The 22935-nt window shown below is 64.2% G+C and carries 16 protein-coding genes and 1 pseudogene; 5 read left to right on the top strand and 12 right to left on the bottom strand.

The window, feature by feature from the left end:
• Nucleotides 1-4 precede the first annotated feature (4 nt).
• Nucleotides 5-2287 carry a ribonuclease R gene (rnr, locus tag B5E60_RS07645; RefSeq protein ID WP_087310923.1) on the top strand — a complete coding sequence of 761 codons (2283 nt, stop codon included), beginning with the start codon at nucleotides 5-7 and terminating at the stop codon, nucleotides 2285-2287.
• Between the two features lie 314 nt (nucleotides 2288-2601).
• Here the strand turns inward: rnr and B5E60_RS07640 are convergent, their stop codons facing one another.
• From B5E60_RS07640 to B5E60_RS07590, 11 genes are all read right to left on the bottom strand, one after another.
• Nucleotides 2602-3045 (bottom strand): ATPase, encoded by a 444-nt coding sequence (locus B5E60_RS07640; protein ID WP_087310922.1) that lies wholly within the window; start codon nucleotides 3043-3045, stop codon nucleotides 2602-2604.
• Nucleotides 3046-3102: 57 nt separating this feature from the next.
• The gene (locus tag B5E60_RS07635) at nucleotides 3103-4941 is read right to left on the bottom strand and encodes a V-type ATP synthase subunit I (protein ID WP_239403270.1); all 1839 of its coding nucleotides are present in this window, start codon (nucleotides 4939-4941) and stop codon (nucleotides 3103-3105) included.
• The gene (locus B5E60_RS07630) at nucleotides 4938-5546 is read right to left on the bottom strand and encodes a V-type ATP synthase subunit D (protein ID WP_087310920.1); all 609 of its coding nucleotides are present in this window, start codon (nucleotides 5544-5546) and stop codon (nucleotides 4938-4940) included. The genes B5E60_RS07635 and B5E60_RS07630 overlap by 4 nt, the downstream gene beginning before the upstream one ends.
• Nucleotides 5547-5552: 6 nt before the next feature.
• Entirely contained in the window at nucleotides 5553-6875 is a 1323-nt protein-coding gene (locus B5E60_RS07625; protein ID WP_087310919.1) for a V-type ATP synthase subunit B, read from the bottom strand.
• Between the two features lie 3 nt (nucleotides 6876-6878).
• Nucleotides 6879-8633 (bottom strand): V-type ATP synthase subunit A, encoded by a 1755-nt coding sequence (locus B5E60_RS07620; protein WP_087310918.1) that lies wholly within the window; start codon nucleotides 8631-8633, stop codon nucleotides 6879-6881.
• 9 nt (nucleotides 8634-8642) lie between these two features.
• Nucleotides 8643-9479 (bottom strand): DUF2764 family protein, encoded by an 837-nt coding sequence (locus tag B5E60_RS07615; RefSeq protein WP_087310917.1) that lies wholly within the window; start codon nucleotides 9477-9479, stop codon nucleotides 8643-8645.
• A gap of 3 nt (nucleotides 9480-9482) precedes the next feature.
• Entirely contained in the window at nucleotides 9483-10097 is a 615-nt protein-coding gene (locus B5E60_RS07610) for a hypothetical protein (protein WP_087311018.1), read from the bottom strand.
• A 262-nt stretch (nucleotides 10098-10359) separates the two neighbouring features.
• Nucleotides 10360-12684: a hypothetical protein gene (locus B5E60_RS07605; protein WP_143260694.1), complete on the bottom strand. Its 2325-nt coding sequence runs from the start codon at nucleotides 12682-12684 to the stop codon at nucleotides 10360-10362.
• Nucleotides 12685-12744: 60 nt separating this feature from the next.
• A complete protein-coding gene (locus tag B5E60_RS07600) occupies nucleotides 12745-13650 on the bottom strand; it encodes a hypothetical protein (protein ID WP_087310915.1) in 906 nt (301 codons plus the stop codon).
• 59 nt (nucleotides 13651-13709) lie between these two features.
• Nucleotides 13710-15959 carry a hypothetical protein gene (locus B5E60_RS07595; RefSeq protein WP_143260693.1) on the bottom strand — a complete coding sequence of 750 codons (2250 nt, stop codon included), beginning with the start codon at nucleotides 15957-15959 and terminating at the stop codon, nucleotides 13710-13712.
• 13 nt (nucleotides 15960-15972) lie between these two features.
• Entirely contained in the window at nucleotides 15973-17829 is a 1857-nt protein-coding gene (locus tag B5E60_RS07590) for a hypothetical protein (protein WP_143260691.1), read from the bottom strand.
• Nucleotides 17830-18003: 174 nt separating this feature from the next.
• On the opposite strand from B5E60_RS07590, the gene B5E60_RS07585 reads away from it, so the two are divergent.
• Nucleotides 18004-18615 carry a Crp/Fnr family transcriptional regulator gene (locus B5E60_RS07585; protein ID WP_162611608.1) on the top strand — a complete coding sequence of 204 codons (612 nt, stop codon included), beginning with the start codon at nucleotides 18004-18006 and terminating at the stop codon, nucleotides 18613-18615.
• 142 nt (nucleotides 18616-18757) lie between these two features.
• On the opposite strand, the gene B5E60_RS07580 is transcribed toward B5E60_RS07585, so the two are convergent.
• Nucleotides 18758-20191: a DUF4301 family protein gene (locus B5E60_RS07580; RefSeq protein WP_087310911.1), complete on the bottom strand. Its 1434-nt coding sequence runs from the start codon at nucleotides 20189-20191 to the stop codon at nucleotides 18758-18760.
• Nucleotides 20192-20248: 57 nt separating this feature from the next.
• Between B5E60_RS07580 and murB the strand changes: the two genes are divergently transcribed.
• The 3 genes and pseudogenes from murB to B5E60_RS07565 form a co-directional block, all read left to right on the top strand.
• On the top strand, nucleotides 20249-21256 hold the full coding sequence (gene murB / locus B5E60_RS07575) for a UDP-N-acetylmuramate dehydrogenase (protein WP_204246453.1): 1008 nt from the start codon (nucleotides 20249-20251) through the stop codon (nucleotides 21254-21256).
• A gap of 6 nt (nucleotides 21257-21262) precedes the next feature.
• Nucleotides 21263-22606 (top strand): tRNA lysidine(34) synthetase TilS, encoded by a 1344-nt coding sequence (gene tilS / locus B5E60_RS07570; protein ID WP_087310909.1) that lies wholly within the window; start codon nucleotides 21263-21265, stop codon nucleotides 22604-22606.
• Nucleotide 22607: 1 nt separating this feature from the next.
• A pseudogene (locus tag B5E60_RS07565) lies at nucleotides 22608-22935 on the top strand (DNA polymerase III subunit delta); the annotation flags it as partial.

Genomic DNA, 22935 nt, shown 5'->3' with positions numbered 1-22935 from the left:
CGATATGAACAAGAGACAACAACGGACCCCGAAAGAGGGGGCCAAAAACAAGCGATCGGCCCGTGAAGAGATCATTCTTCACATGTTCCGCGATTTTCCCAACACGCAGTTCACGCTCAAATACCTGGCATCGGTCTCGGGCGGAGCCTCGAAGGAGGGGCGCCGCGAGACGTTCGAGATCCTCAGCCGGCTGTTCGACGAGGGGATCGTCGAGGAGTGCTCGCGCGAAAAGTACCGCCTCTCGCAGCAGCACCGCCCGCTCTACGAGGGTGTGGCCAGCATGACGCAGTCGGGAGCCGTCTACGTCGAGGTCGAGGGGCAGGAGGAGGATATCTTCGTCAACCCGCGCAACACGGCCAATGCGCTGGACGGTGACCGCGTCGAGGTGGCCGTCATCCACCGCGGCCGCAACGGCAAGTTCGAGGGCGAGGTGACGCGCATCCTCGAACGGTGTCACAAGCCCTACGTCGGCGTGGCCGAGGTCGGCGCCCACCAGATCTTCGTCAGGGCCGACTCGCGCCGCATGCCGATGGACATCTACCTCTCGAAACGCGCCTATCCCGACGTGCGCGACGGCGAGAAGGTCGTCGTGCGCATTGTCGACTGGCAGCCCGGCAGCAAGAGCCCCGTGGGCGAACTGGTCGAGCGGCTGGGCATCGCCGGCAACAACGATACGGAGATGCACGCCATCCTGGCCGAATACGAACTCCCCTACCGCTTCGAACCCGAAATCGAGGAGGCGGCCAAGGCCATCGACGGCAGCATCACGGCCCGTGAGATCGCCAGCCGGCGCGACTTCCGCCAGGTGGTGACCTTCACGGTCGACCCGGCCGACGCCAAGGACTTCGACGACGCCCTCTCGGTCCGCAAGGTGCGCGACGGCGTCTGGGAGATCGGCGTCCACATCGCCGACGTCACCCACTACGTCAAGCCCCACTCGGTGCTCGACGACGAGGCCGTCGAACGCGGCACGTCGGTCTATCTGGTCGACCGCACCGTTCCGATGCTCCCCGAGCGCCTCTCGAACGAGCTCTGCTCGCTGCGGCCCAACGAGACGAGCCTCTGCTTCTCGGCCGTCTTCACGATGAACGAGAACCTGGAGATCCTCGACGAGTGGTTCGGCCGCACGGTGATCCACTCCGACCGCCGCTTCACCTACGCCGAGGCGCAGGAGGTGATCGAGACCGGCCGGGGCGACTACGCCGAGGAGATCCTCACGCTCAACCGCCTGGCCCAGGCCATGCGGGCCCAGCGTTTCAAGAACGGCGCCATCGCCTTCGAACGCGAGGAGGTGAAGTTCAAGCTCGACGAGAGCGGCAAGCCGCTGGGCGTCTATTTCAAGGAGCAGAAGGAGTCGAACCAGATGATCGAGGAGTTCATGCTGCTGGCCAACCGGCGCGTGGCCGAATTCTGCGCCCACCGCCGCAACGACAAGGGGCGCGCCGTGCCCCGCACGATGGTCTTCCGCGTCCACGACTCGCCCAGCGAGGAGAAGCTCGACCGCTTCCGGCAGTTCATCCTCCGCTTCGGCCACATCTTCAAGGCCTCGAAGGGACGCGCCGTGGCCCGGGAGATGAACAAACTTCTCAAGCAGGTCAAGGGTTCAACCGAGGAGAACGCCGTCACGACGATGGCCGTGCGCTCGATGGCCAAGGCCTACTACTCGACCGACAACATCGGCCACTACGGTCTGGCCTTCCCCTACTACACGCACTTCACCTCACCGATCCGCCGCTATCCCGACATGATGGTCCACCGTCTGCTGGCCCACTACCTCGAGGGCGGCAAGTCGGTACCGAAGGATCCCGTCGAGGAGCTCTGCGTGCGGGCATCGGAGCGCGAGGTGATCGCCGCCGAGGCCGAACGCGCCTCGATCAAGTACAAGATGGTCGAGTTCATGAAGGAGCACATCGGCGAGGAGTTCGACGGCCACGTCTCGGGGCTCACCGAATGGGGCATCTACGTCGAACTGGACGAGACCCACATCGAGGGCATGTCCTTCCTGCGCGATATTCCGGGCGACTTCTTCCTCTTCGACGAACAGCAGTACGAGGTGATCGGGCGCTCGACCGGCATCAAGCTGACGCTAGGCAGCCCCGTGCGGATCCGCGTCAAGCGGGCCGACCTGCAGAAGCGCCAGCTCGACTTCGAGCTGCTGCTGCCCGGACTGCCGAACCGCCGCTCCGGGTCGTCCGACGACCGCAGCCGCGGCAAGGGCAAAGGCAAGGCCTCTGACAAAGGTTCAGGGCCGAAGGTGAGCCACTCCTCGCGCCGCCGCGGCCGGTAATTCCGGAGGGGGGGGGACTGGTATCGTGCGCGGACGCCCGTATGTGGGGAGTCGTGAAGGATGCCCGTATGAGAGAGTCGCACATGGGCACACATACGAGGGTGTCGCGCATGGGGCCCGTATGAGAGTGTCATCCGCATTGCCCCAATCGGGATGCCCGCACCTCACCGCCCAGCCGGCCTGCCGATGCCCCCCCGCCCGCCGATTCCGCCGCTACCCGCGGGTTCTGCCCCGGCGTGCCGATTCTGCCCCCAACACGCAAAAGCCCCGTCCGAAATGGACGGGGCTTTTTTGCATCGCGGAAATGCGCCTCCTTAGAAGAGATTCACGCCGTCGAGCGTGGCGATCAGGAAGGTGGCGGCAACCGACAGAATGGCGTACAGCTCCGGGAAGGCGGCCAGAATCAGCGTCTTACCCATCACGTCGTGACCGTTTCCGATGGCGGCGATACCATTGGCGCAGATCTTCGCCTGATAGATCGACGAAGCCAGATTGACGATACCGACCAGAATACCGGCACCCAGAATGGCTGCGCCCTGCGTCATCGTCGGGTTGGTCAGTCCGCCCTGCACGAGGAAGAAGCAGACGAAGCCGTAGAGGCCCTGCGAACCGGGGAGCGCCGAGAGGATCATGTAGCTACCGAAGGCGTCGCCGTTCTTCTTCATGGCACCGACCGAAGCCATGCCTGCGATGGCCGTTCCGATGGAGGATGCGATGCCCGCCAGGCCCACCATCAACGCTACGCCGACGTAAGCCATTACCAATGCTGTTGTTGTTTCCATAGTGTTTTGAAAAGTTTTTGATTATTGTTTTGTTTATTCGTTTGTCTTGTCCATTTTGCGGATGGGGTCGAACGACCGCGAGGCCATCTCGAAGCCGGCGTTCTTGAAGAACTCCACGAAGGTGAGTCGCATCGGGTGAACGAACGACGAGATGGTCGACATGAAGAGGTTGATGCCGTGGCCGATCAGCAGGATCGGAATCATCACCAGCAGCCGCACTACGATGTTGGCGCCCTCGGGGACGAAGCCCTCGGCCAGCGTGTTGAAGACCAGTGCCAGCACACCGCCCGACAGTCCGATGGCGAACAGACGGATGTACGACAGCACGTCGCTCAGCAGGCCGGTGATGTTGTTGTAGAGATCCCACAGTCCGGCTCCGACGTTAACGAGCGGATTGCGCCGCGGGTTGTTGAGCACCAGCAGCAGCACACCGCCGATTCCCAGCGCCACGTAGAAGGCCACCGACCCGGACGTGAAGCCCGGAATCGTGATCCCGGCCATGGGCAGCGCCACGGCCAGCGAGCACGAGACGAGGATAATGAACCATCCCAACTGTCCGAAGGCGTGCGTGATGCCGAAGCAACGCGTCGTCGTCCAGATGTTGAGCGCCATGCCGAAGAGGATCTGCACCAGACCGATCACCAGCGAGATGATGAAGAACTTGCCCTGGAAGTCGAAGAACGGGATCGAGGGGAAGTACTCGTTGAGACTCAGACCGAAGAACGAGCCGCAGATGGCGCCGAAGACGACCGTCGTCAGGGCGCACAGCGTGGCGAACCACGCGGCGCGGCGCATCATGCCCGGCTCGCGGAACTTGTGCAGCATGAAGAGTCCCGCGGCCAGCAATACCAGACCGTATCCGGCATCGTTCAGACAGATGCCGAAGAAGAGCATGTAGAACGGCGCGAAGAAGGGCGTCAGATCCAGCGTGCCGTACTTCGGCCGGGCGTAGAGGTCGCCGATCATCTCGAAGATCCGCGCAAAGCGGTTGTTCTTCAGCTTGACGGGCGTATCGTCCTCGGGCGTCGGATCGCTCTTGAGCCAGACGACATTGGGGTACGCCTCGAGCAGCGCGTCGACCTTCGCCGAGGTTTCGGTCTCGGCCCACCCCTCCATGATCACCAGCGAGCCGTCGGCTTCGTGCCGGGCCGTCGCCTCGACGCGCACGCCCTGCAGCCGCTCCCTGAGTTCGGCGGCATACTGTGCCAGCAGCTCTTCGGAGGCCGCCACACGGGCAAATTCCGCGTCGAGCGCCGACAGACGCTCCCGCTCGGTCGCCAGACGGCGCTCCGCCTCGCGGATATCCATCTGAGGGGTCTTCATCTCCTGGGCGTCGATGGCCACCTCCTCACCCGGAGCCGTCACCACGACGAACCATACCGCAGCATCCGTGCGCGAGATCTCCGAGAGCGTATAGCTGTCCGCCCACTCCTCCTTCATCTTGTCGAACGTACTGCGCTGCACCGAGAAATAACGCAGCACAACGCCGTCGGCCGCCAGCTGCGCCGTGCGCTCCGCATCGAACGCTCCCCATGGACGCAACTCGTCGGCCGCCTTCTCCAGCCGTGCGATCTCCGTGCGGATGGCGGTTGCTTCGCGCTGCGCCGCGGCATAGTGTTCGTAGGCCTCGCGTCCCGAGGCAAAGGGTTCGCCGCGCAGGGCATCGTGGCTTCTGTCGGCGCGGAACGCCTTGAGGAACTCCGCGGCCTTCGTGCAACCCTCGATGTCGAGCAGCAGCTGCCGGTCCTCCTCCGAGGGTTCCCACCCCGTGGTGGTGATGTCCACCAGCCCGAGCTCACGCAGCCGGGCGATGAAATCCTCGCTCTGTGCCGCATAGAGCACAAAGTCGTATTTCGACATTCTGGCTATCATAGCAGAGCGCCCTCCCCGGCAGCCTGTTGTTTGTTTTTGACGATCTTCTGGGCCGATTTCGAAAGGTTCTCCTCGTCCTCCATGAAGCGCTTGATCTTGCGGATGGCATCCTCATAGCCCGGGATCTGCACCTTTTCGTAGAGATTCACCTTCTGCGTGGTCTTGCGGCGGGCGAAATCCAGCAGCTCCATGCGCCGCACATAGACCTCGTATTCGAGGCCCAGGCGTGCCAGCCGCTTGAGGATCCCCACCCCGTCGGCAAACCACGCCGGCGAGGAGAAGAGGTCGTAGGCCTTCTCCTCGAAGCGGACCCCCTCCAGCTCGGGGATGCGGACACCGGCGATCTTGCGCTCGGCCAGATCCACATCCGCAATGCGGAGCAGGTCACTGTCAAACTCTCCCCACAACGACACCATGTAGTCGTACTCGGCCTTCAGGGCTTCGAGCTGCCGACGGTAGTCGCCTGCGGAGTCCTTCGCCTTCTTCACCTCGGAACGCAGCGCCGACTCCTTGCTCTTGATCGTCGGAAGGGCCTTCTGCCGCATTTTCAGCTGCTTGCCGAGTTCGCCCAGCGAGGTCTTGTTGTATTGGAACTTGATGGCCATCTTCTTTTACGCCTCCTTCCAGTATTTCCTGATAAGTTCCTCCTTGATGGCGACCTCCTCCTTCGAGAAGTACTTCGCAAAGAGGCTCCACGCCGTGTCGAGCATCTCCGTGATGCCGATGTTGACGTCGATCGCCAGCAGTTTTTCCGAGTAGTCGCGGGCGAATTTCAGGGCCCGTTCGTCGTAGTCCGACAGGTCGAAACCGTTTTCGAGCTTCGTCTTGGCGTTGGCTGCGTCGGCATACAGACGCACGCAGGCGTTCATCACCTGCGGATGGTCCTCACGCGTCTTCTTGCCGATGACCAACTGCTTCAGACGCGACAGCGAACGGAACGGGTCGACGATCACCTTGCCCGTATCCGAATCGTTGCGCAGGAACAACTGACCCTCCGTAATGTAACCCGTGTTGTCGGGCACGGCGTGCGTGATGTCGCCGCCCGAAAGGGTCGTCACGGCGATGATGGTGATCGAACCGCCGTTGGGCAGCTGCACGGCCTTCTCGTAGATCTTCGCCAGATCCGAATAGAGCGATCCGGGCATCGAGTCCTTCGAGGGGATCTGGTCCATACGGTTCGAGACGATGGCCAGGGCATCGGCGTAGAGCGTCATGTCCGTCAACAGCACCAGCACCTTCTCGCCCTTGTCGACGGCGAAGTATTCGGCCGCCGTCAGCGCCATGTCCGGGACAAGCAGACGCTCGACCGGCGGATTCTCCGTCGTGTTGACGAACGAGACGATGCGGTCCAGCGCACCGGCGTTCTCGAAGACTGACTTGAAGTAGAGGAAGTCGTCGTTCGTCAGACCCATGCCGCCCAGGATGATCTTGTCGGCCTTGGCACGCAGGGCCACGTTGGCCATCACGGCGTTGTAGGGCTGGTCCGGGTCAGCGAAGAAGGGGATCTTCTGGCCCGTGACGATCGTGTTGTTGAGGTCGATGCCGGCGATACCCGTTGCGATGAGCTCCGAGGGCTGGATACGCTTGAAGGGGTTGACCGTCGGGCCGCCGATCTCGCGGGCCTCGCCCTCGACGATCTCACCGCCCTCGAGCGGTTCGCCGTAGGCGTTGAAGAAGCGCCCGGCCAGGGCGTCCGAAACTCGCAACTTCGGCGGTTCGCCGTGGAAGATGACCTCCGAATCGGTCGCGAGGCCCTCGGTGCCGGCGAAAACCTGAAGCGTCACGTTCTCGCCCATAATCTTCACCACCTGGGCCAGTTTGCCGCCCACGGTGGCCAGTTCGTCGTTGCCGACCCCCTGGGCCCGGAGCGTCACCGTGGCCTTGGTGATGTTGTCAATGCGGGTATATATCTTCTGAAATGCGCGTGTTGTCATGGCTTAGTTGTTTTTTTCACTCACATACTCTTCGATCTGTCGTTTGTAGTTCTCGAACTTCTCCGACTTCCACTCCGAGTAGTTCATCTGGCGGAAGAGGTTGATCAACCCCTTGAAGAACTGCGAGCACTGCTCGAAATCGGCAAACGAGAACTCCTTCCGGCAGATTCCCAGCACCATCTCGTACATCATCTTCTGACGCTCGATCGGGCAGTTGGCGTCGATGGCGTCGAAGGCGTCCTGCTGCAGGATGACGAAGTCGAGCAGCTCCGACTTCCAGAAGCGCTCGTGGTACTCGACCGGCACACCGTCGTCACCCAGGATGTTGATCTGGTCGTTGGCCTCCTTGCCGCGCTGCACGATCGTCTTGCCGGCATAGACCAGGTCGACCCAGTTCTTCTCGATATGGCCGTCGAGGTATTCGCGGATCTCCGGGTATTCGAGGTATTTCGAGTAGGAGTCCAGCGGGTCGATGGCCGGGTAGCGCTTCGAGTCGGCGCGCCCCTGCGAAAGGGCGTAGAAGCAGCGCGCGGCCTTCTTGGTCGATTCGGTGACGGGCTCCTTGAGGTTACCGCCGGCGGGCGACACCGTACCGAGGAAGGTGACCGAACCCGTCTCGCCGTTGGTCAGCTTCACCAGACCGGCGCGCGAGTAGAAGTTCGAGATGATGGCCGAGAGGTCCATCGGGAAGGCGTCCTGACCCGGAAGCTCCTCCAGACGGTTCGACATTTCGCGCAGCGCCTGAGCCCAGCGCGACGTCGAGTCGGCCATGACCAGCACCTTCAGACCCATCGAACGGTAGTACTCGCCGATGGTCATACCCGTGTAGACCGACGCCTCACGCGCCGCAACGGGCATGTTCGACGTATTGCAGATGATGATCGTACGCTCCATCAGCTTGTGGCCCGTGCGGGGGTCGACCAGTTCGGGGAACTCCTTGAAGATCTCCACCACCTCGTTGGCTCGCTCGCCACAGGCCACCATGATGATCACGTCGGCATCGGCCTGTTTCGAGATGGCATGCTGCAGCACGGTCTTGCCGGCGCCGAACGGCCCGGGGATGAATCCCGTACCGCCCTCGGCCATGGGGTTGAAGGTGTCGATGGCGCGCACGCCGGTCTCCATGACGCGCGACGGACGCGGCTTCTCCGTGTAGCAGCGGATGGCCTGCTTGACGGGCCACTTCTGCACCATCGTGATCTCGTGGTCGCGGCCCTCGTCGTCGGTCACCACGGCCACCGTGTCGCGCACCTTGTACTTGCCGGCCTTGGCCACGCTCTTGACCGTATAGCGGCCCGTCATCGTGAAGGGGACCATGATCTTGTGGCGCACCCATTTCTCCTGCACCTCGCCCAGCCACGAGGCGGCCGAGACCTTGTCACCGGCCTTGGCCAGCGGCGTGAACTCCCACTCGGCGTCGAAATCGACCGGATCGGTGATCGACCCGCGGGCGATGAACAGCCCCTCCATCTTCTCGAGGTCGTTCTGCAGACCGTCGTAGTTGCGCGACAGCAGACCCGGAGCCAGCGTCACCTCGAGCATGTGCCCCTCGAATTCGACGCGGTCGCCGATCTTCAGCCCGCGCGTGCTGTCAAAAACCTGTACATAGGCCGCATCGCCTATGACCTTGATGACCTCGGCCATCATCTTCGTATCACCCGTCCACACGTGGCAGATCTCGTTCTGGCCCACAGGTCCGTCGGCCTTGACGATCACGATGTTGGAGATGATACCGTTTACACGTCCCGTAGTTTTCATGGTATCGTTTTATTGTTTATTTTCAATGAGCTGCCGGCCGTCGAGCGAGGCCATCAGGCGGGTGAACATCTCGCGGCCGCGTCGGGCATCGAGCCGCGTCCAGCGCGCCACGATATTCACACGGACCAGATAGGAGAGGATGGCGTCGATGTCGAAGTAGTCGAACGTAGCCAGTTCCGCGGCCTCCGACCAGCGGATCAGATCGAGTTTACGCTCCTTCTCGACGAGGTTGGCCTCGTCGTTCAGGGCGGCGATCACGGCGTCGATCCAGGGCAGTTCGCCGCGCAGGCCGAAGTCGGCCGCCGAACTGCGCCGCAGCTGATCGGCCACATCGCCCTGGCCGACCACCGCCTCGTCGATGCTGCGGCCGGCCGTACGTGCCGCCACGGCGGCCGTGACGTTGCGCAGCGTGCGGTCGAAGGCCGACCATGCGCGCAGGAAACGGCTGCGCGACCCCTCGCAGGCCGCGTAATAGGCCTCGAAGAGCTCCTTCTCGAAGCGCTGCGCCGTATCGACCGACTCGGCCTCCTCCCCTTCGGGATCGGCGTAGGCCCTCACCACGCGGGCCAGCGCCTCGGGGAGACGCTGCGGCGAGCGGAGCTCCTCCTCGAGCTCCTCGCGCGAGAGGTTGCCCAGCTCATTGAAGGCCGTCCGGCCGCTGCGCAGGGCCGCCAGATTCTCGCAGTCGTAGTAGCCGTACAGAAGCCGCACGCGGCGGGCATCGGCGGCCGAGACCCCTTCGAGAATCGAGTCGATGATCTCGCGGGCATCGAAACCCTTCGTATCGGCATCGAGCGCGTACTCTCTCAGCGAGGCAACCAGCGTATAGTATTGGGTTGCGAACATGCCCTAAGCCTTGAAGAGGAGTTGATAGACCTTGTCGCGGAGGTATTCGCCCAGCAGGGCCTCCAGATCGGCATCCGTGAAGGAGATGTAGTAACCGCCCTCCTTGGCGCCGATCTTGAATCCGGTCTTCACCTCGCGGGACCACCCCACCTCGATGCCGGCATCGAGCAGCGCACGGGCGCTCTTGGCAAAGGCGGCGTCGAGTGTCTGACGGGCATCCTCCGGGAGCAGGGCTTCGAGCGTCACCTTGCCCGCCTCGGCACCGTTCCAGTTGCGGGCCACGGCGATGAGCATCTCCTCGAGGAACTTCGGATCGAGCGCCGCGGACTTGACCCCTTCGGCCGTAGCCTTGGTGACGATCATCGTGGCGATCTCGGACTTGATCTTCGAGACGGCCTGCCGTCCGGCCAGAGCGATCTCGGTCATGGTGTTCTTCTCCACATCCTCGGCGCGGGACTCGGCAGCGCGGACGATCCCGGCGGCGCGGGTCTCGGCCTCCGCGAGGATCTTCTGCGCCTGGGCCTTGGCATCGGCAATCAGCCGGTCGGCATCGGCACGACCTTTCTCCAACCCTTCGTCGTAGAGTTTGCGGGTCAACTCCTGCAGTTTGTTTTCCATCATGTTATCGTGTTTTGATTATTGTTTTTCAAATGCGCCTACAAATATATAAAAGATTACGAATAAACCGCATTTGCCGGCGACAATTTATCCGCAAATGACGAATTTCGGGTGTAAAACGATCATCGCGTCCGGGAAAGCGAATCACCCCTGCTCCTTTCGGGACAGGGGTGATTCGGAATCGGGACGTCCGGCCGGCAAAGCGGCGGTCGCGTCCGTCGGGTGGCGGAGGATCCTTCACAGCCATCGGGCGGCGGAGGACTCATCGCATCGGGCGGTCGGCGTCGGGGCCGTAGACATACTCCACGGCCGACTTCTTGAAGCGCAGCGTGCGCGTATCCTTCGTACCGGCGCCGTTCCGGGTCATGTAGAGGTTGGTCATGCCGCCGTTGATGTACCAACCCGAGCCTTCAGGCGAGTGGACGCCGAAGAGGATGTTGTTGTAGTGGTTCGAGTGGCGGATGCCGTCGGCATTCCACTGTGCGGCGGCGCCGTACCAGGTGATCCCCTCGTCATCGGGGAAGTCGGGGCTCCACATCCGCACGCTGATCAGTTCGTTGAGCGTCAGCGAGCCGACCGTGACGTCGCTGCGCCGCTGCTGCGTGCGCTTGATGGCCGAATGGCCCTCCCAGGGGGTGCGGAGCGTATGCGAACCGCTCCACATCATCCAGATGTAGTCCGTGGCGTCGAAGACACGGTTGAACTCCTCCATCGAGGGAAGCTCGTAGCCGTCGGGCGAGAGGGCGTCGGCCGGCAGTTTGTTGATATGTACGGTCACGCCGGTCGAGAAACCCTCGAGCACGGCCTTGCCGTCCTGCTCGACGACCTTCAGCCCCTGGCCGCTGTCGCCCTGATAGCCCCAGCCCCAGAGGTCGAAGTACTCCTCGGGCGAGCAGGAGCCCAGGTATTCGTAGAGGCTCTTGCCGGCCTCGACGGCCGGGTCGGCCGACGAGAGGATCTGATCCTCGAAGTGGCGCGAACGGCCCCGGGCGTTGTACTTGCACCACCACACGCCGTGGAACCACGTCACCGGGAGTCCCCAGTTGCGGCGCACGACGGTGTAGACCTCGCGCTGCGAACCGTCCTCAAGGTTACTCACCACCAGGCGGGCCGCCTGACGGCGTCCGTCGGCCGTCGGGTCGTTCGGGCGCCAGCCGGCCACCACACGCACCGTCCGGGCGTCGCCGTCGGCTTCCGAGAGGCGGATCCACGGATCCTCCCCCGGATCGAACTCCACCTCGAGGCGTTTGCCCTGAGCCAGCACGAAGCGTCCCAGCTCGTTGTCAACATAGCGTTCGAAATCGACCGTGTGTTCGGCATTGTCGAACTCCAGCGCCCCCTGCGTACGCGAAGGGTTGGCCTCCAGCACCAGCAGGATCCGCTCCTCGGGGTAGAACTGTTCGAGCCCCTTGCGGCGGAAGCGCAGCGGCATCTCGGCCGCCTCGCGGTTCGGGGCGAAGAGCCCCTTGCGGATCCGGAAGAGGTTGATATCCTCGGGCGTAGCACCCGTCGATACCTCCTCGACCACCAGCGGGAAATCCGGCATCGGGATCACCTCCAGCTGGCTGTCGCACGCCACAGCCAGCATCACCTCGGTCTCGGTGTAGGGCAGCACAAGGGTCGACCCTCCATCCTCGACCCGCACCCCGTCGGGGAGTTCCGAACGCTCCGTGTCGACCGTCAGCGGAGTGTCGAGATCGGGATCGAGCGGCGTCTCGCCGCCGTCGCCCCACGCCTCGACCGTCAGCCGGGCATCCGTATCGGTCGCATCCTTGCGCACGGTCACCGTATAGATGCGGTTGCGGAGCAGCGGCCGCGGCAGCGCCCCCTCCAGCGAGGAGGGCTTGCCGTCGATCTCCGCCTCCAGGCGCACGCGCAGCGAGGCGTTGTCCTGTTCGTAGAGGTAGGCCACCGCGGGGGTATCCTCCGCAAGGGGTGTCTCCGGCCGGATCTCCAGATCGCGCAGAGCGGTGCCGGTCTTCACGGCGGCCCCGTCACGGCTCCAGAGAGGACCCGCACAGGCGGCATCGGCGAAGGTGATCGAACGGACTTCGGCCTCCCCGGCCACCCGCAGCCGCAGGTCGACGCGGGCCGTACCGTGGGTCAACGCCAGCGGTACGGAGGCCGTGCCGGGCGTCACCTCCGAGAGATCGAGCCGTGCGGTCGAGAAGCGCTCGGCCGCCGGGGCGTCACCGCCGATCGTCGCGGCGAGCCACTCCTGCTCGGAGAGACCCTCTTCCGGCGCCGCGTCGAGAAGCTCCGGGCGGCCGTCGGCCACCACGTAGAGCCGTCCCGAGAGGCTTTCGAGCGGCAGGCTGCAGCCCGATCCCACGAGCGGGAGCTCACTAAAGATCCGCGTCAGACGCCCCGCCTCGAAGAGGTAGGCGTCGACCCTTCCGACCGTCGCCTCGCCCGCCACCGCCGGGGCGTCGCCGCCCGGGGCGAACGACGTGGCCGAAATCCGGACCACCCCGCCCGAGCCGGCATCCCCCGGAATCGTCCCGGGAGACTCCGCACACGCCAGAAGGCTTGCGCACAGGGCCATCGACCCCAGGGTCCGCATCAACAGATCATTTCGTCTTTTCATGAATTTGCAGCTTTTTTCGAGGTTGAACGGGTGAAACGTACGGTCGTCCGGACGGACGGGTTATCGGCGTGCCGGCGTGAGCTCGGTGTCACCGCCCGGCTCCCACTCGTCGAACGAGAGGTCGAGGCTCACGTCGATGACATCCTTGCGCACCGTGAGCGTGTAGATCTTGTTGCGCTCGAGGGCCATGCCGAGCTGTTTGGTAAGGGTCTTCACCTGACCGTCGATCTCGGCCACGATCTCCACCGTGAGGTTGTCGTTCTCCTGCTCGTAGGCGTAGAGCACGGCGGGGGTATCCTGCGTCAGCGGCTCCGAGATCGTTGCGGCGACATCCTGGCGCGACACGGCTTCGGGCGAAAGATCACCCTCGACCGGGAAGAGGTAGGCCGACTGCGCGGCATTCTTCAGCGTGATGCTGCTTACCGAAGCCTTGCCGGCCGTGCGGATCTGCAGGTCGAAACGAGCCACGCCACGCCGGAGCGTCACCGGAAGTTCCGTCTGCGTGTTCTCCAGCCCGTCGAGCGAGATGCTGCCCGAGAAGAAGTTCGCCGGAGCCTTGCCGGCGGTCGTTACGGCCATCTTCTTCCAGTCGCTCTCGCTCAGGCTGCCCTGCTGCAGGGCATCGAGATCCAGCAGCCCCTCGGTGTTGGCCACCACGTAGAGCGTTCCGGCGTGGCGTTCCAGTTGCACGCCGCGGCCGGCATCGGGCGTCACGGGCAGCGTGTAGACCTTCGCCAGCGTGCCATCCACGAAGAGGCAGGCGCGCAGGTCGGTCAGCGTATTCTCACCCTCGAGCGCCTGGCCTCCGCCCTCGAAGGCTGCCAGCTGCGCCCTCACCACCGGCAACAGCGCCGGTGCATCCGGCGTTGCCGGAGTCTCCATCCGCTCGGAGCAGGAGCTCAGGCACAGGGCCATGGCGGCGGCAAAAGCAATCGTCTTCACAGTCGTCATCTTGTTCGTTTTCATGGTCTTTGTCTTGTTTAACGTTTTGTTTACCTAAGGTTATGTGGTTGCTTGTTCGATGATCAGTCGTAGATGTATTCGACGGGCGTCTTCACGCAGCGCACCAGACGCGTCTTGGTCGTATTCTGGGCCATGAACTTGATCCAGTTCTGTCCCGGGCGGTCGGCCGCGGCGTAACCCTCCATGACCCACGTCTTCGAGGCATTGCCCCAGGTAGCCAACAGCAGCATCATCGGCGAAATGCTGCCCGCCGTGGTGTTCCACTGGTGGCCCAGCCCGGCCAGCACCCACACGGCATCGCCCGAGCGGAATTCGTAGACGGCAATCGTCCCGTAGGCGTGGCCCAGGAATTCGGCCTCGCGCTCCTGGATGCGCACCGTGATCGACTCGCCGGCGGCATTCGTATACGTGCGCTCGCCCACTCCGCCGATGTTGTAGTTCTCGTTGCGCGTAAAGAAGGCATAGTCGTCGTAATCGGGGATCCGGTAGCCGCAGGGGGCCATCTCCGCCGGATCGAGCGTTCCGTAGTTCTGCGTCGTGGAGACCATTCCCTCGTGGTAGAAGGCCGTGCCGTTGTGGCGCAGCGGAAGCCCCTCGGGGCTGCACGCCTGGTACTGGTCGCCCAGCAGCGTGAGCAGCTCCACACCGTCGCAGGCGATCAAATGGTCGGCCAGCGCACCGTCCGCCGCAGGATCGCCCGCAATCGGGACCTGATCCTCGAAACGTTTCGCATTGCCCCGCAGGTTGTACTTGCACCACCACTCGCCGCCGATCTTCACCACCGGAAGCCCCCAGTTGCGGCGCCGCACGGTGTAGCGTTCCGCGTGACCGCCCGCCGCATCGGTGATGACCAGCTGTCCCTCCTGTTCGCGGCCGTCGGCCGTCGGGTCGTTGGGCTTCCAGCCGCCGAGCAGGCGCCACGCACCCTCCTCCGTTCCGGCCAGATCCATCCACCGCGACTCGCCGTCGGCAAACTCCAGCCGCAACTGCATCCCCTCGGGGAGCGTGATGCGGGCCAGTTCGCCCTCGATGTAGCGGCCGAAGTCGCAGAGTCCGGCATCGTCGAACGACAACTCACCCTCGACCCGCACGGGGTGGGCCGCGAAGCAGAGTACGACGCGTCCCGAGGTGACCCCGTCGCGCCAGAGCGTCAGACCGACGTAACCGGTCTTCGTGCCCGGAACCCGCAACGGGCTGCTCACCTCCACGGCCGCCACCTGCTCCAGTCCGCGGGTCAGACGCTGCGGCGTGACCTCGACTCCGCGCACCGCGCCGTCGACCGTCACCTCGGAGCCCGCCCCGCCGCGCAGCACGACGCGCAGCCGGCTGGGCGTATGGGGAATGTAGAGCGTGTCGCACGCGGCGTTGACCCGTACGTCATCGGGGAGTTCCGACAACGCGACGTCGATCAACCCCTCGGCAACCGGCGTCGACTCCACGCCCGGACCTGTCTCCCAGCTGCCGGAGATCACCTCGATGCCGGCCGCGGCACCGTGGCCGCGCACCTCGAGCGTATAGACCGTATTGCGGCGAATTGCGGCCGGGAGCGTACTCCGCAGGCGGTGCCAGCCACCGCCGAAACGGACCGTCACCTCGATCTCCATGGCGTCGTTCGTCTGCTCGCAAAGGTAGAGCAGCGTCTCACCCGCCCCCGTCAGCGGTCGGTCGCCGTAGTCGCGACGTAACTCGTCGCGGGCGGCCGAGGAGGGCGTGGCCGGGGTCAACGGCTCCCAGAGGTATCCGCGGTCTGCCACCCGGCGGATGACGACCGAGTGAACCTCGACCCCGGCCTCGCGCGACCTCAGGTCGATGCGTGCCACGCTGCGGCGCAGCGTCACGGCACGCTCCCCGGCCGCCCCTTCCGCCGCGTCGAGCGTCAGTTGGCCGGTCATCGCCAGCCCCTCGCGGGTCATCTCCCCGAGCGAGGCTTCGAGCCGTTCGAATTCGGCAAGAGTCGTAACGCCGGGGAGCAGGCTCCCGAGCGCCTCAACGCCGGCGCCGTTGGCCACCAGGCGGAGTTCGCCGCGCGGCGTGGCCGTCGAAAAGGTGTAGAGCCCCTCGCCGGCGGCGGCAACCCCCGGAATCACCTCCTGCAGCCGTCCCGCCTCGAAGCGGCAGGCCGTCACGGCATGGATCACCGACTCGGCATCGGAAGCCTCCGCAAGCCCGCCATCGGGGCTTGCGGCCGACAGCCGCAGGACCAGCGTCGACGCCGCAGGAGCGGACATCGGGAGCACCTCGTCGCGCGAACAGCCCGTCGAGGCAAGCAGCGGCAGCAACAGCGCGGCTGCCAGGCGTATAGTACGTCGCATCTTCATCATCGGTTCAATATAAAGTCGGATTCTGACTGCTGTTCAGATAGGAGGGCGAGTCGATCGGCATCTGATCGAGGTGGTTGACGTAGAAATGGTTCATCAGCTCCTGCGCCCAGGGTCCGTAGGTGAACGAACTGCTGTGGTTGTAGCCCATGACGTGTCCCAGCTCGTGGAACATGATCTCGCACGAATAGGTGTCGAAGTAGTGCTGCAGCCATGCCTGCTGGTAGACGCCGTACGACGAACCGCCGCCCAGACCCACGATGCCGTTGCCCGGATAGACCAGTCCGACATTCAGGCTGCGGCTCTGGCGCATCTGGCTCAACACCCGCTCGGGGGTCACCTTGTCGTTGACACCGCCGTTGCCGTAGAGACGGTCCTGATTCTCGCGCAGGATCACCTCGTGTTCGGGCATGTCGATCATGTAGGTGAAGTTCAGGAAGAAGGCCACCGCCTCGCGGCAATGCACGGGCCGGATACCCATCCAGTTGCCCGAGGGTCCGCCGTCCGGACGGTCGGGATCACCGTTGAAAAGGCTGAAGGCAATGGTCCAGCCGTGGATGATCTGCCGCAGTTTCTTCCAGTAGGGGTCCTCGCACTCGACGGCGAACTCAACCCCTTCGAAATCGGCCGCCGTCAGTTGCGGAAGGTCGACCCAGCGGCCCGACTCCGACAGACACTGCGTCGGACGTTCGAGCTGCGGCAGCCGCTCGCAGAAGTCGGCAAAGGGCGGTATGCTGTCGAACCAGGCCAGATCCAGATACTCGCTGTCGACACGCGGAATCCGCGCCCGGACCAGCACCCTCGAAAGGGGGCGCGGCGAGTAGAACCGCGCATGGAGCTCGCCGGCGTCGGTCACCGAGAGCTGAAGCGGCGCCGCCGTATTGAAACGCCGCTGCGCGGGATCGGTGTAGACCGTCTTCGGCTCGCCGTCCTGCAGAATCTCTCCGTGCGAGCCCTCGGCGTAAGCCTGCGGCGTGATGAACATCGTACCCGACGTATTGTCCGGATGGACCACCGGCGTATGGATCCGTTCGATGCGGTTGGGCTCCAGATCGGCGAGCTCGTAGGCAAACGTGCGGCGCACTTCGCCTCCGCGGTAGGTGCGCGTCACCAGTTCGATCTCGCCCCGCAGCGACGTCCCCCCGGCCAGAGACAGGAAACAATAGGTGGAGGCCTCCTCGAGATCCGTCTCCAGCGAGAGTTCGCCGCTCTCGCCGGTGAACTCCCCGGCACCGGTCATTCCCGTATGGAAGCGGGCCCCGCCGAGCGTCGCACGCAACGACACGAGCGCCGTGCGGATATAGGGATTCTCGTAGGCGAAGGTGAAGTCGGCACGCCCGATGATCCGCTGCTGGAGGGTCTCCGTGCCCGTCACCTGCGAGGTGACGATGCCCTCGGACGAAATGTCGGTCCGCACCGTGAAGGGGCTCTGCGAATAGAAGTATTCGGCCGCAAGCGGCTCGCCCGGATCGGCCGGAAAGCTCACCCACTCCTCGTCGATGTGCGAGATCGGGTGTACCTCCACGCCGTCACGCGACCAGTCGCCGCGGATGCCCAGCACCAGCAGCCGGTAGTCGCCCTCGCGAAGCCCCTCGATCCGCAGTTCGGAACCGTCGGGGTGGTAGAGCCCCCTCAGATCGCCGATCGCATCCCCCGAGGCGGCGTCAACCACGCGGAACTCCACGCGGTCGTAATCCATACGGAGATCCTCCACGCGGGTCGCCGCTCCATCGTAGGCCCCGCCGCGGAGACGGAACACCGCCGCATCGCCCGCCGCAGCCGGTACCGACGGACTCCAGTCGTCCTGCCGGCACCCCGTCAGCAAGAGGCTGCTCCATAAAACAACAGTCAAAAATCTGCTCATTTGGCCTTTTTATTGTTATCTTTGTACGTTCGTTCGTGTTGGCGAAGGGCAGCACCGTCGGATCCTGTCCCGAGGAGAACGCCCCTTCGAACCGGGTGCAAAAGTAGAACCCCCGAACGACGTTTTGCGTAACCCATGTTACGCCGGATCCACAACTGCAAAATTCGACCCTCGATGGAGTGTGAAATTTACGACATGCCCCTCTTCCGCGGGGGCGACCGGATGGTTCTGGAGGCGGTTCTGCAACGCTCCCCGGGCCGATACGCCTCCTACCGAAAGGGGGATTTCATCGCCCTGCAGGACGATGTCTGCCGAACACTGTTCCTGCTGTGCGAGGGGAGCGTCTACGCGCAGATGACCAGCGCCGAAGGGCGCGAACTGACCCTCGACACCCTCTCGGCCCCCGATACGCTCGCCTCGGCATTCGTCTTCGGAACCGAAAACCGCTATCCCGTATCGATCATCGCCCAGGCCGACTGCCGCCTCTGGGTCCTCTCCCGCGAAAGCCTGCGCGAGATCCTCGAACAGGACCGCACCGTACTGCGCAACTTCCTGACGATCATCTCCGACCACAGCCTCTTCCTCAGCCGGCGCATCAACGAATTCGCCCTGCAGAGCCTCGCCTCGCGCGTGGTGAGCTATCTGAAGGACAACCACTCGATCCGCAACCTGCAGGAGGTCGCCTTCATCCTCGGCGTGGCACGTCCGTCGCTTTCGCGCATGATCGGCCAGATGGTCGAGCAGGGAACCGTCTGCAAAACCCCGGACGGCTATACCTTGAAATAGGAGAAACGAGCCCCCGACAAACTCTGCAAAGAAACGCAACAGGAGGTCTGCCTCAGCAGAGGGGCATCCCACGCAAATTGACGCAAAAAAATCCCCGATCCACAAATGGATCGGGGATTTTTCATGGACTCAAAGCGTACCGCTACTGGTGCTGGGGACGCAGCAGGTCCTGCACCACCTTTACGGGCGAGAAGGTCGTGATCGGAACATCCACGAAGACCGTGTTCCAGCGCGCCATGGCACCGTTCCACAGCCCGGGCAGCTCCTGGGCCCGCAGTTCGCGGCCGCCGCTCGACTTCGACGAGATGAAGCCCGTCGAGGGGTCGGTGTACTGCCGCAGGTCGAACTTGCCCCCCTTGGAGGTCTTCACGCCGCAGACCAGATCCACCGGATTGAAGTGCGTGGCCGACTTCATCAGCGGCTGGTCGTCGGGACCGATCTGGCTCGACTCGGCAATCTGCAGCGACTCCGTGCCGTCGGGATTCCCCACCCAGAAGGGTCCGCCGCCCGGCTCGCCCTCGTTGCGGACCATGCCGCAGACACGGATCGGACGGTCCAGCACCGCACGCAGCAGCGCCGTGTTGTAGTCCGCGGGCAGCTTCACACACAGCCGCCGCTCGATGAACTCCGCAATCGGGGCCAGTTCGCAGCCGTCGACATCCAGCGCCCGCAGGTACTCGAAGACCCGCTCCTGCAGGTCGAGCAGCACGCCGGCCAGCACCTTCTTGAAGCGGATCGTATCGCCGCGCCGCGCATCGGTCGTCACGTTGTCGATGTTCTTGATGAAGATCACGTCGGCGTCGATCTCGTTCAGGTTCTCGATCAGCGCCCCGTGGCCCGCCGGACGGAACAGCAGCCGCCCGTCCTCCTGCCGGAAGGGGGTGTTGTCGGGGTTCACGGCGATGGTGTCCGTCGAGGGCTTCTGCACCGAGAACGAGATGTCGTAGCGGATCCCGAAGCGTTTTTCATAGAGGGGCACCCTCCGGGCCAACAACTCCTTGAAGCCCTCCATGTGTTCGGGCGAGACGGTGAAGTGGATGCGCGCCACGCCGTTCGACGAGGCGTAGGCAGCCCCCTCGACCAGGTGCTCCTCAACGGCCTTGCGAGCCCCCTCGGGGTAGGCATGGAAGGTCACCAGCCCTTTGGGTTTGTGGCCGTAGCCCAGGCCATCGTTGACGATGGCGTTGACCGTCGCCCGGTCGTCGGCCCCGGCCGGAAGCACCGCCTTCAGTTCGGGCCAGAAGGCAAAGCGTTCGATGTTCTCGAGCAGCGTGTCGATGCCCGGACCCCGCTTGCCCTCGTTCACGAAGGCGAAGAGCTCCTTGAACATGCGCGTGGCGGCTCCCGACGCCGGAACGAACTTCACGATATCGAGCCCTGCGGCGGCCTTCTCGTAGCGTGCCGCCGCGGCGTCGGCCGCTGCCGCGTCAAGCATCACGATGCCGTCGCCCGGCGAGGCGGCCCGCACCACGTTCAGCCACGGAAAACCGCGGCGAAAATTCTCCAACTGCGCTTCGACCCGGGCCGGGGTCAGCCCGTGGTCGGCAATTTGCTGTAAATCCTGTTCGGTAAACATATCGGTTAGGGGTTTCATGCAATAAAGTTACGCAAATTATTCGTAACTTTGCACATCATGATCCGAGAATTTCACCACATCAGCCTGCGCGACCGAAACAGCTTCGGCGTCGATCAGCAGGCGGCGCGCCTCGTCGAGTTCGAAAACCCGGACGATCTGCGCGCGTTGTTCGCCCACGGAGTGCCCCCTCGCTGGATGGTCCTCTCGGGCGGCAACAACATCCTCTTCACGCAGGATTACGACGGGCTGCTCGTGACGCCCGTCGCCCGGCAGATCTCGCTCCTCTCCGAGCAGGGCGATACGGTGCGGGTGCGCGCCGAGGCCGGCGTCGAGTGGGATGATCTGGTCGAATGGGCCGTCGAACGCGGACTCTGGGGCCTCGAGAACCTCTCGCTCATCCCCGGCCGGGCCGGTGCCGCCCCCGTGCAGAACATCGGCGCCTACGGGGCCGAGGCCGCCGATACGATCCGCCGCGTCGAGATGTTCTGCGTCGAAAACGGCTCGATGCTCACCCTCGACGCCGCACACTGCGCCTTCGGATACCGCGAAAGCGTCTTCAAGCATACGCTCCGCGGACGGGTCATCATCACCGCCATCGAGCTCGAACTCTCCCGCACGCCCCGCCCCCGGCTGGCCTACGGCGACGTCGAACGCGAGGTCGAGGCCCGCGGCGGAGCCTCGCTCCGCAACATCCGCGAGGCGATCTGCGCCATCCGCCGCGCGAAACTCCCCGATCCGGCCGTACTGGGCAACGCCGGGAGCTTCTTCAAGAACCCCGTCGTCGAGGCTTCGGTGGCCGGGAAGCTCCTCGAACAGTATCCCGACATGCCCCACTACCCCGCCCCCGAAGGGCGCGTGAAGCTGGCCGCCGGCTGGCTCATCGACCGCGCCGGGCTGAAGGGTCACCGCGAAGGGGCGGTCGGCGTCCACGAACGCCAGGCCCTGGTGCTGGTCAACTACGGCGGCGCCACGGGCGGCGAGGTGATCGCCTTCGCCCGAAAGGTCCAGCAGACCGTCTGCGACAAGTTCGGTATCCGGATCGACACCGAGGTCAATCTATTATAAGGAGTCATGGCACTGATTGAAGCTTTTCAACACTACATCGACGAGAACAACCTCGCCACGCACGACGACCGCATCCTGCTGACCGTCTCGGGCGGCGTCGACTCGATGGTCATGCTCTCGCTCTTCGTCCGCTGCGGGTACACGGTCGGGGTCGCACACTGCAACTTCCAGCTGCGCGGCGCCGAAAGCGACGAGGACGAGGTGCTCGTCCAGAAGGAGGCCGCCAAATACGGCGTTCCGTGCTACAACCGGAGATTCGAAACCGCCGCCGAGATGGAGCGCACCGGCGAGTCGATGGAGATGGCCGCCCGGCGGCTCCGCTACGCCTGGTTCGACGAACTGAGCCGACAGGAGGGCTATACGGTCGTGGCCATCGCCCACCATGCCGACGACTCGATCGAGACCTTCTTCATCAACCTGCTGCGCGGTACCGGCCTGCGCGGCCTGACCGGCATCTCGACACAGGTCGGAAAGGTCATCCGCCCGTTGCTCTTCGCCTCGCGACGCGAGATCCTCGAGTATGCCGCCGCCAACCACATTCCCTACCGCGAGGATTCGTCGAACCGCTCGACCAAGTACCTGCGCAACAAGATCCGCCTCGGGCTGATCCCCCGCATCCGCGAGATCAACCCCAAGTTCACGAGTCTGATGTGCCGCAACCTGGCCCGTCTGACCGACGCCCAGCTCTTCATCAACCACGGCATCGAACGCATCCGCGCCCTGGCCGTCACCTCCGACGCGGGCATCGACACGATCCATCTCGACCGCATCGACCCCGCCTTCCCACGCGAATTCGTCATCTACGAACTGCTCAACTCGGCCTACGGATTCAAGGGCGACGTCATCGACTCGCTGTGCCACGCCCTCGAGCAGGGCGCAACCGGCCGCCGCTTCTACGCCCGCGACCATGTGGCCACGATCGACCGCGGACGCATCCTCGTCTCGCCGATCGCCCCGGAAGATCCCTGTCTGGTGAGCGTCCCGAAGGGCACGCAGCGAAGCTACTGCGGAAACGCCGTCCTCTACTTCGAATACTGCGACATCGACACGATCAAGAACTTCGGCGTCCCCGAGCAGATCGCCCAGCTCGACGCCGACCGCCTGCAATTCCCCCTCACGCTGCGCCGCTGGAAGGAGGGCGACTGGTTCATCCCCTTCGGCATGAGCGGCCGCAAGAAGGTCAGCGACTTCCTGATCGACGCCAAGGTCTCGCTGCCCGAAAAGCAGCGGCAGTTCGTCCTGCTCTCGGGCGACGACATCGTCTGGCTCGTCGGCCGGCGCATCGACGACCGCTACCGGCTGACCTCCACCACCGAAAACGTGTTGCGAATCACCAAAGAGATCGTCTGAAATGGCCAAAACGACGCTGAAATTCAAGGACTCCGTGGCCGATTTCGAGCGGATCATGGGCGATATCGCCGCCCGACGCTTTGCGGGCATCTATCTGCTCATGGGCGAGGAGAGCTACTTCATCGACCGGATCGCCGACCGGCTGGCCGCGTCGATCCTCGACGAGGCCGCCCGCGCCTTCAACCAGATCACCGTCTACGGCCGCGATTCGGACGCCGGGCAGATCGTCAACCTCTGCCGACAGATGCCGATGATGGGGCAGTACGAGGTGGTCATCGTCAAGGAGGCCCAGCAGCTCAAGGGAATCGACCGACTCTCGCTCTACACCC

The sequence above is a fragment of the Alistipes sp. An116 genome, from assembly GCF_002161005.1.
Classification (GTDB): Bacteria; Bacteroidota; Bacteroidia; order Bacteroidales; family Rikenellaceae; genus Alistipes; species Alistipes megaguti.
Note: the sequence above shows the minus strand (reverse complement) of the source record. Positions and strands in the feature narration are given on the sequence as shown.

Bases quoted from the DNA above. Each gene is read 5' to 3' on its own strand.
- rnr (WP_087310923.1), top strand. From the start codon at position 5: ATGAACAAGAGACAACAACGGACCCCGAAAGAGGGGGCCAAAAACAAG.
- B5E60_RS07640 (WP_087310922.1), bottom strand. From the start codon at position 3,045: ATGGCTTACGTCGGCGTAGCGTTGATGGTGGGCCTGGCGGGCATCGCA.
- B5E60_RS07635 (WP_239403270.1), bottom strand. From the start codon at position 4,941: ATGATAGCCAGAATGTCGAAATACGACTTTGTGCTCTATGCGGCACAG.
- B5E60_RS07630 (WP_087310920.1), bottom strand. From the start codon at position 5,546: ATGGCCATCAAGTTCCAATACAACAAGACCTCGCTGGGCGAACTCGGC.
- B5E60_RS07625 (WP_087310919.1), bottom strand. From the start codon at position 6,875: ATGACAACACGCGCATTTCAGAAGATATATACCCGCATTGACAACATC.
- B5E60_RS07620 (WP_087310918.1), bottom strand. From the start codon at position 8,633: ATGAAAACTACGGGACGTGTAAACGGTATCATCTCCAACATCGTGATC.
- B5E60_RS07615 (WP_087310917.1), bottom strand. From the start codon at position 9,479: ATGTTCGCAACCCAATACTATACGCTGGTTGCCTCGCTGAGAGAGTAC.
- B5E60_RS07610 (WP_087311018.1), bottom strand. From the start codon at position 10,097: ATGGAAAACAAACTGCAGGAGTTGACCCGCAAACTCTACGACGAAGGG.
- B5E60_RS07605 (WP_143260694.1), bottom strand. From the start codon at position 12,684: ATGAAAAGACGAAATGATCTGTTGATGCGGACCCTGGGGTCGATGGCC.
- B5E60_RS07600 (WP_087310915.1), bottom strand. From the start codon at position 13,650: ATGAAAACGAACAAGATGACGACTGTGAAGACGATTGCTTTTGCCGCC.
- B5E60_RS07595 (WP_143260693.1), bottom strand. From the start codon at position 15,959: ATGCGACGTACTATACGCCTGGCAGCCGCGCTGTTGCTGCCGCTGCTT.
- B5E60_RS07590 (WP_143260691.1), bottom strand. From the start codon at position 17,829: ATGAGCAGATTTTTGACTGTTGTTTTATGGAGCAGCCTCTTGCTGACG.
- B5E60_RS07585 (WP_162611608.1), top strand. From the start codon at position 18,004: ATGGAGTGTGAAATTTACGACATGCCCCTCTTCCGCGGGGGCGACCGG.
- B5E60_RS07580 (WP_087310911.1), bottom strand. From the start codon at position 20,191: ATGTTTACCGAACAGGATTTACAGCAAATTGCCGACCACGGGCTGACC.
- murB (WP_204246453.1), top strand. From the start codon at position 20,249: ATGATCCGAGAATTTCACCACATCAGCCTGCGCGACCGAAACAGCTTC.
- tilS (WP_087310909.1), top strand. From the start codon at position 21,263: ATGGCACTGATTGAAGCTTTTCAACACTACATCGACGAGAACAACCTC.